Source organism: Streptomyces sp. NPDC046727 (genome assembly GCF_040645635.1).
Taxonomy (GTDB): domain Bacteria; phylum Actinomycetota; class Actinomycetes; order Streptomycetales; family Streptomycetaceae; genus Streptomyces.
Genome location: NZ_JBEYYR010000015.1, coordinates 191,868 through 199,565 on the forward strand (window position 1 = coordinate 191,868; position 7,698 = coordinate 199,565).

At 72.7% G+C, this 7,698-nt stretch carries 8 protein-coding genes and 1 pseudogene; 3 read left to right on the forward strand and 6 right to left on the reverse strand.

What is annotated here, in order from left to right:
- Positions 1–59: 59 nt before the first annotated feature.
- A complete protein-coding gene (locus tag ABZ937_RS20745; RefSeq protein ID WP_361693831.1) occupies positions 60–1,796 on the reverse strand; it encodes a DAK2 domain-containing protein in 1,737 nt (578 codons plus the stop codon).
- A 258-nt stretch (positions 1,797–2,054) separates the two neighbouring features.
- On the opposite strand from ABZ937_RS20745, the gene rpmB reads away from it, so the two are divergent.
- Entirely contained in the window at positions 2,055–2,240 is a 186-nt protein-coding gene (gene rpmB / locus ABZ937_RS20750; RefSeq protein WP_003993230.1) for a 50S ribosomal protein L28, read from the forward strand.
- 123 nt (positions 2,241–2,363) lie between these two features.
- Here rpmB and thiD read toward each other — a convergent pair whose 3' ends face one another.
- Together thiD and ABZ937_RS20760 are read right to left on the reverse strand one after the other, a co-directional pair.
- Positions 2,364–3,149, reverse strand: coding sequence for a bifunctional hydroxymethylpyrimidine kinase/phosphomethylpyrimidine kinase (gene thiD / locus ABZ937_RS20755; RefSeq protein WP_361693833.1), 786 nt, complete (start codon positions 3,147–3,149; stop codon positions 2,364–2,366).
- Complete coding sequence (locus tag ABZ937_RS20760) at positions 3,146–4,111, reverse strand: thiamine-phosphate kinase (protein ID WP_361693835.1); 966 nt, start codon at positions 4,109–4,111, stop codon at positions 3,146–3,148. Before ABZ937_RS20760 ends, thiD begins: the two co-directional genes overlap by 4 nt.
- 268 nt (positions 4,112–4,379) lie before the next feature.
- Between ABZ937_RS20760 and ABZ937_RS20765 the strand changes: the two genes are divergently transcribed.
- Positions 4,380–4,613, forward strand: coding sequence for an Lrp/AsnC ligand binding domain-containing protein (locus ABZ937_RS20765; protein WP_030649166.1), 234 nt, complete (start codon positions 4,380–4,382; stop codon positions 4,611–4,613).
- Positions 4,614–4,633: 20 nt separating this feature from the next.
- Entirely contained in the window at positions 4,634–5,155 is a 522-nt protein-coding gene (locus ABZ937_RS20770) for a DUF3515 domain-containing protein (protein ID WP_361693836.1), read from the forward strand.
- 12 nt (positions 5,156–5,167) lie between these two features.
- Here the strand turns inward: ABZ937_RS20770 and ABZ937_RS20775 are convergent, their stop codons facing one another.
- The 3 genes and pseudogenes from ABZ937_RS20775 to ABZ937_RS20785 form a co-directional block, all read right to left on the reverse strand.
- Positions 5,168–6,325: a D-alanine--D-alanine ligase family protein gene (locus ABZ937_RS20775; RefSeq protein ID WP_361693838.1), complete on the reverse strand. Its 1,158-nt coding sequence runs from the start codon at positions 6,323–6,325 to the stop codon at positions 5,168–5,170.
- 159 nt (positions 6,326–6,484) lie between these two features.
- Complete coding sequence (locus tag ABZ937_RS20780; protein WP_361693840.1) at positions 6,485–7,495, reverse strand: NAD(P)H-dependent glycerol-3-phosphate dehydrogenase; 1,011 nt, start codon at positions 7,493–7,495, stop codon at positions 6,485–6,487.
- A pseudogene (locus ABZ937_RS20785) lies at positions 7,492–7,698 on the reverse strand (1-acyl-sn-glycerol-3-phosphate acyltransferase); the annotation flags it as partial. The pseudogene ABZ937_RS20785 and the gene ABZ937_RS20780, both read right to left, overlap by 4 nt.

Here is a 7,698-nt window from a genome sequence, read left to right on the forward strand (position 1 = left end):
AGGCGGGCCAGCTGCTGGAGGCGGCGGGGACGGACGCGCCGCCGGAATGAGCCGCCGGGTCACTCCACGCCGATGAGCAGCAGCGCCCCCTGCCGGCCGCCGCGGTACACCACCGTGTCCACGGCCAGGTAGGACTCCCGTACACGCGCCTCCAGGTGCGCGACGGCGGTCTCGGGTGCCTCGTCGCCGACGACGAGCGTGACCAGCTCGCCGCCGGCCTGGAGCATGCGGTCCAGGACGGTCTGGGCGGTGGCGGTGACGTCCGCGCCGATCACCGCCACGTCGCCCTCGATCAGGCCGAGCACATCGCCGGCCTGGCAGATGCCGGCCGTCGTCCAGGACTGGTGCTCGGCCACGACGACCTCGGCGTACCGGGTGGCACCGGCCGCCGAGGTCATCTGGACGACGTCCTCGTCGAACCGGCGCCCGGACTCGTGCACGGCGAGCGCGGCGATGCCCTGGACCGCCGAGCGGGTCGGGATCAGGGCCACGCGGATGCCCTCGGTGCGGGCCTGCTCGGCCGCGGCGGCGGCCGTGTGGCGCAGCTCGGCGTCGTTGGGCAGCAGGACGACCTCGCGCGCGTGGGCACGCCGTACCGCCTGCACCAGCTCCCCGCTGGCGGGCGGCTCTCCGGGGCGGGCCAGCACGGTGGTCGCGCCGGCCTCGGTGTACAGCCCGGCCAGCCCCTCGCCCGGTACGACGGCGACGACCGCCCGCTGGACGGGCTCGCGCGGGGGCCGCTCGCGGCCGGTGTGGACGTCGCCGAGCCCGAAGTGGGTGATCCGGATCCGGTAGGGCCGCCCGGCCTCCACGCCGGCCTCCACGGCGGCGCCGGCGTCGTCGACGTGCACATGGACGTTCCACAGCCCGTCGCCGCCGACCACGACCAGGGAGTCCCCGAGGGCGTCGAGCCGCGTGCGCAGCCGGGCCACGGCCGCGTCGTCGGCCTCCAGCAGGTAGATCACCTCGAACGCGGGCCCGCCGGCGCCGGCCGCGTCGGCGCACAGGTCGGGTGCGCACAGGCCGGTCTCGGAATCGCCCTCCACGCGCGCGTGCCCGTCGGAAACCGCCTCCGCGACCTGGGGCGCCTGCCGAAGCGGAGCTTCCTGGAGCGCGGCCGCTCGAAGCGGAGCCTCCCGTGCCGCCTCCCCCGTGAACGCCTCCACCAGCGCCCCCAGCACCGCCACCAGCCCGCGCCCGCCCGCGTCGACCACGCCGGCCCGCCGCAGCACGGCCAGCTGGCCCGGGGTCGCCGCCAGCGCCGCCCGAGCGCCCTCGTAGGCGGCCCGCGCGACCGTCCCGCAGTCGCCCTCGGCCTCCTCGGCGGCGTCGGCGGCGGCCGAGGCGACCGTCAGCACCGTGCCCTCGACCGGGTGGGCCACGGCCTGCCGGGCGGAGTCGGCGGCCCGGCGCAGGGCCAGCCGCAGCGCCGAGCCGTCAAAGCGGGACGCGTCGGCGGCCTCCGCGAGCACCTGGGCCATCCCCCGCAGCAGCTGCGCGAGGATCGTCCCGGAGTTGCCCCGGGCGCCGATCAGCGCCCCGTGGGCCATGGCCCGGACGGCGTCGGCGGGCGAGGGCTCCCCGGCACCGGTCTCGTACCCGGCGAACACCGCCTCCACTGCCGTCGCCGCCGACTCCAGGGTCAGATAGAGGTTGGTCCCGGTGTCGCCGTCCGCCACCGGGTAGACGTTGATCGCGTCGATCTCCTCACGGGCCCGTCCCAGTGCCCGGAGCGCCAGACCGCACCAGGTGCGCACCGCGAGAGCATCGAAGAATGTCTGCGGCACCTGCGCCACCTGCGCCTCCCTGAGCTGGCTGGACGTGGGACGCAGCGTAGACCCCGGACCGGTGCCCTCCGGAAGAGGGCCGGGAGCGAGGCCCTGATCTGCCATGGTAGTTTCGTTGTCCGGACGCAGTCGTTGTATGCTGCTCCGGTTGCCCGATCCGATCGGGCTGTTCCCCTGGCAACGCCACTCAAGATCTCAGGTTTTAGGATCTCGATCCCGGCATGCCGGGATTAACCGTAAGTGCATCTGAAGTCTTTGGAGTGACCCGTGGCTGCCAACTGCGACGTCTGCGGCAAGGGGCCGGGCTTCGGCAACAACATCTCGCACTCGCACCGCCGTACGTCCCGCCGCTGGAACCCGAACATCCAGCGTGTGCGTACCGTGGTCGGCGGGACGCCGAAGCGCGTGAACGCTTGCACCTCGTGCATCAAGGCCGGCAAGGTCTCGCGCTGACGCGTCAGCTGAGCGCGCGGCCACTGTCTGGTTCGCTGCACGGAGCCGGTCCACCTCAGGGTGGGCCGGCTTTTTGCCGTACCTGCGCGCGGGCGGGGAGCGCCGCGGCGGACCCGCGCGCGTTCAGCCCCTGAACCGCCAGCCGTGATCCACCGGCCCGATCCCCGCCCCGAGCGCGAACCCGGCGGCGATCGCCCCGGTGACGTACTCCTTGGCCCGGCCGACCGCCTCCGGCACCGGCAGCCCCTGTGCCAGCCCCGACGCGATCGCGGAGGCCAGCGTGCAGCCCGTGCCGTGCGTGTGCCGGTTGTCGAGGCGCGGGGCCCGCAGCCAGTGCTCCTCGGAACCGTCCGTGAGCAGGTCCACGGGGTCCCCGGACAGATGGCCGCCCTTGATCAGCACCCAGCGCGGCCCGTACTCCAGCACGGCCGCCGCGGCCCGTCGTAGATCGTCCTCCGACTCGACCCGCACCCCGGTGAGTTGGATCACCTCGTCCAGGTTCGGGGTCGCGACCGTCGCCACCGGCAGCAGCTTGGTGCGCACCGAGCCCAGCGCGGAGGCGGCCAGCAGCGGATCGCCGTGCTTGGAGACGCCCACCGGGTCCACCACGGCCGGGGCGTCCGTGCCGGAGATCAACTCGGCGACCGTCTCGACCAGTTCGGCGGAGGCCAGCATGCCGGTCTTCACGGCCTGGACGCCGATGTCGTCCACCACGCTGCGGTACTGGGCCCGGACCGCCTCCACGGGCAGCTCCCAGGCGCCCTGCACGCCCATGGAGTTCTGCGCGGTCACCGCCGTGATCACGCTCATCCCGTGCACGCCGAGCGCCAGCATCGTCTTCAGGTCGGCCTGGATGCCCGCCCCGCCGCCGGAGTCCGAGCCCGCCACCGTGAGCACCCGGGGGATCACGACTCGATGTCCCCGAAGTGGTCCCAGCCGCCCTTGCTGGTCCAGGGCGCCCCGTCGACGGTCACCTGGGGCAGCGCGGACGGGTGGAGGACCTCGCCGATGACCTTCCAGCGGGCCGGCAGCTTGGCGTCCGGCGGGAACGTCGCCACGATCGCGTGGTCCTCTCCCCCGGTCAGCACCCACTGCAGCGGGTCCACGCCGACGGCCTGCCCGATGTCGTTCATCTGCGTCGGGATGTCGATCGCGCCGGAGCGGATGTCGATGCGGACCTTGCTGGCCTCGGCGATGTGCCCGAGGTCGGCGATCAGACCGTCGCTCACGTCGCACATCGCGGTGGCGCCGAGCGCGGCGGCGGCCGGGCCCGCGTGGTACGGCGGCTCGGGGCGCCGGTGGGCCTCCACGAAGGCGCGCGGCGAGCGGAAACCGCGGGCCAGCACCGCGTAGCCGGCCGCGGACCAGCCCAGCCAGCCGGTGACGGCCACGAGATCGCCGGGCTGGGCACCCGCGCGCGTGACCGGCTCCTGGTTGCGCAGATCGCCGAGCGCGGTGATCGACACCATGATCGTGTCGCCGCGTACGACGTCGCCGCCGACCACGGAGGCCCCGGCGACCTGGCACTCGTCGCGCAGGCCGTCCATCAGCTCGGTGGGCCAGGTGACCGGCAGTTCGGCCGGGACGACCAGGCCGAGCAGCAGCGCGGTCGGTACGGCGCCCATCGCGGCGATGTCCGCGAGGTTCTGCGCGGCGGCCTTGCGGCCGACGTCGTACGCCGTGGACCAGTCGCGGCGGAAGTGCCGGCCCTCCAGCAGGATGTCGGTGCTCGCCACCACCCGCCGGTCGGGCGCGGCGACCACCGCGGCGTCGTCGCCGGGGCCGACCCGGACCGCCGGGGTCGCGGTGAGACGGGAGGTCAGCTCCCTGATGAGCCCGAACTCACCTAGCTCACCCACTGTGCCCTTCATTGCCCTCAAGCCCCTTCTGTGCCTTGCCGTGCCCAGTCGCGCGTCATCAGTGTCCCCGATACGGTCGAGGTGACCGCCGTCGCAGTCCTGGTGACTGCCGACACGGCCGTGCTGACCGTCGAAACGGTCCAGGTGACCGTCAACTTCCGTCGTGCCTGCACCCTGGCGCGCAAGCCTGGTTCCCGCAGGTCTCCCCGCGGGGAGCGGCGACGCGATACCGTGGCGTTCCTTTTCCCCACATGATCCTCGTGGCCGCCCTGGAGGTTCCGTGGTACAGGCGTACATCCTGATCCAGACGGAGGTCGGCAAGGCGTCGACCGTCGCCGAGACGATCAGCAAGATCCCTGGAGTGCTCCAGGCCGAGGACGTGACGGGACCGTATGACGTCATCGTGCGCGCCCAGGCCGAGACGGTCGACGAACTCGGCCGCATGGTGGTTGCCAAGGTCCAGCAGGTGGACGGCATCACGCGCACCCTGACCTGTCCGGTCGTGCATCTGTAGCCCCCGTCTACGCTTGGCCGGTGAACATCTTCCGTCACCGGCCCTTCGGCCTGCTCGCGCCCGCCCTGCTGGTCGCGGTCGCGAGCTGCTCCGCAGCAGACGACAGCGACACCGTGGCGGTTCCCACCCCGGACGCGAAGACCGCCCCGATCTGCCGGGACCTGGACAAGGTGCTGCCGCGGCAGGTGAACGGGCAGCGCCGTCAGGACCCCGAGCCCCGGTCCGCCTACACGGCGGGCTGGGGAAGCCCGGCGATCATACTGCGCTGCGGCATCGTCCGGCCGCCGAAGATGGTCGACCCCAAGGTGGCCCTCGGCGACGACCCGAACGCGGTCGGCGGCGGGGTCAACGGCGTCGACTGGCTGATGGAGAAGGAGGACGACGGGACGTGGCGGTTCACCACGTCCGGTCGTCGTGCGTATGTGCAGGTGACGCTGCCCAAGAAGCTGTCCGGGTCGGACGACAGCGCGCAGGTCCTGATGGACCTGGCGACGGCCGTCAAGAAGGCCGTCCCGGAGGGGATGGCCTCCATGCGGCACTGACCCGCCGCGGGGTCAGCGCAGGCCGGTCGAGCGGCGCAGCGCCGCCTGCACCAGGCGGTCCACCAGCTCGGGGTAGCTGATGCCGGTGGCCTGCCACATCTGCGGGTACATCGAGATCGGCGTGAAGCCGGGCATCGTGTTGATCTCGTTGATCACGAACTCGCCGTCCTCGGTGAGGAAGAAGTCCGCGCGGACCAGGCCCTCGCAGGAGGCCGCCTCGAACGCCTCGACCGCGAGCCGCCGCACCTCGGCGGTCTCCTCGTCGGTGAGCGGGGCGGGGACGATGCCGGGCGTGGAGTCGATGTACTTGGCCTCGAAGTCGTAGTACGCGTGCGCGTCCGGCGGAGGGATCTCGGCCGGGACGGAGGCGCGCGGGCCGTCCTCGAACTCCAGGACGCCGCACTCGATCTCGCGGCCCCGCAGCGCCGCCTCGACCAGGATCTTCGGGTCGTGCCGCTGTGCTTCGGCGATCGCCTCGTCCAGGCCGGACAGGTCGTCGACCTTGGTGATGCCGATGGACGAACCCGCGCGCGCGGGCTTCACGAACAGCGGCCAGCCGTGCTCGCCCGCGAAGTCGACGATCTTCTTGCGGGCGGCGGACTCGTCCTGCGCCCACTCGCGGGGCCGGATCACCACGTACGGGCCCACCTTGAGCCCGAAGGAGGTGAACACCCGCTTCATGTACTCCTTGTCCTGGCCGACGGCCGAGGCGAGCACGCCCGAGCCCACGTACGGCACTCCGGACAGCTCCAGGAGGCCCTGGAGGGTGCCGTCCTCGCCGTAGGGGCCGTGGAGCACCGGGAAGACGACGTCGACCTCGCCGAGGGCCTTGGGCACGGAGCCGGGCTCGCTGTATACGACCTCGCGGTTGGCCGGGTCGACGGGGAGCACCACGCCGCCCTCGTGCGACTCCGCCAGCTCCTCCACGTTCGGGGTACGGCGGTCGGTGATGGCCATCCGCTCCGGCTCGTCGGCCGTCAGCGCCCAGCGGCCGTCCGCGGTGATGCCGATCGGCAGGACGTCGTACTTCGTCCGGTCGATGGCCTTGAGGACGGCGCCGGCGGTGACCACGGAGATCCCGTGTTCGGAGCTGCGCCCGCCGAACACGACGGCCACGCGGGGCTTGCGCGACGGCTGCTCAGGGCTCTGGGGAAGGTTCTCGGTGCTCATATCGCGTTGAGAGTACCCGTAGGTAGCGCCCAAGTCAGCGCGCGCTCCCGGGCCGTCGCTCAGCGTCGCACGGACGGTCGCGGAGCGTCGCGTGGCAGGCCCGGACGGGACCGGTGTGGGCCGGTCGCGGGCCCGTCGCGGCCCGGTCGCGGGCCGGCTTCAGCGTCGTTCGGGCTTGGCGCTGCGCGCCATCAGCTCCTTGAGCGCGACGACCGGCGACTTGCCCTCGTGCACGATGCTGACGACCGTCTCGGTGATGGGCATGTCGACGCCGTGCCGGCGGGCCAGATCCAGTACCGACTCGCAGGACTTGACGCCCTCGGCGGTCTGCTTGGTGACCGCGATGGTCTCCTCCAGGGTCATGCCCCTGCCGAGGTTGGTGCCGAAGGTGTGGTTGCGGGACAGCGGCGAGGAGCAGGTGGCCACCAGGTCGCCCAGGCCCGCGAGTCCGGAGAAGGTCAGCGGGTCGGCGCCCATGGCGAGGCCGAGCCGGGTGGTCTCGGCGAGGCCGCGCGTGATCAGCGAGCCCTTGGCGTTGTCGCCGAGTCCCATGCCGTCGGCGATGCCGACCGCGAGCCCGATGACGTTCTTGACCGCGCCGGCGAGTTCGCAGCCGACCACGTCGGTGTTGGTGTACGGCCGGAAGTACGGCGTGTGGCAGGCGGCCTGGAGCCGCTGGGCGACCTGTTCGTCGGTGCAGGCCACGACGGCCAGGGCGGGCATGCGGGCGGCGATCTCGCGGGCCAGGTTGGGTCCGGTGACGACCGCGACCCGGTCGGCGCCGACCTTGGCGACGTCCTCGATGACCTCGCTCATCCGCATGGTGGAGCCGAGTTCGACGCCCTTCATCAGGGAGACGAGGACGGTGTCCGGCGCCAGCAGCGGGGTCCACTCGGCGAGGTTGGCGCGCAGCGTCTGGGAGGGGACCGCGAGAACGGTGAAGTCGGCGTCGCGCAGGGCCTTCGCCGCGTCGGCGGTGGCGCGCAGGTTGTCCGGGAGTTCCACCCCGGGCAGGTAGTCCGGGTTGGTCCGGGTGGAGTTGACCGCCTCGGCCAGCTCCGGGCGGCGGGCCCACAGGGTCACGTCACAGCCGGCGTCGGCGAGGACCATCCCGAAGGCGGTGCCCCACGAACCGGTGCCCATGACGGCCGCCCGCACAGGCTTGCTCACTTGCTCTGCCCTTCCGTCTGCCTGCCCTGTGCCTGCGCCTGGGTGCGGCGCCGCTGCTCGATCCGCTCGCGGCGCGGGTCGTACGGCGTCTCGGGCGCCTTCTCGCCGCGGATCTCCTCCAGCTGGCGGGTGATGGCCGCCATGATGACCTCGGTGGCCTCCTTCAGCACCTCCGGGGTCATCTCCTGGTCGTAGAAGCGGGT

Coding starts and splice junctions, on each gene's coding strand:
- ABZ937_RS20775 (WP_361693838.1), bottom strand. CDS start 6,325: ATGAGCACCGAGAACCTTCCCCAGAGCCCTGAGCAGCCGTCGCGCAAG.
- ABZ937_RS20760 (WP_361693835.1), bottom strand. CDS start 4,111: ATGAAGGGCACAGTGGGTGAGCTAGGTGAGTTCGGGCTCATCAGGGAG.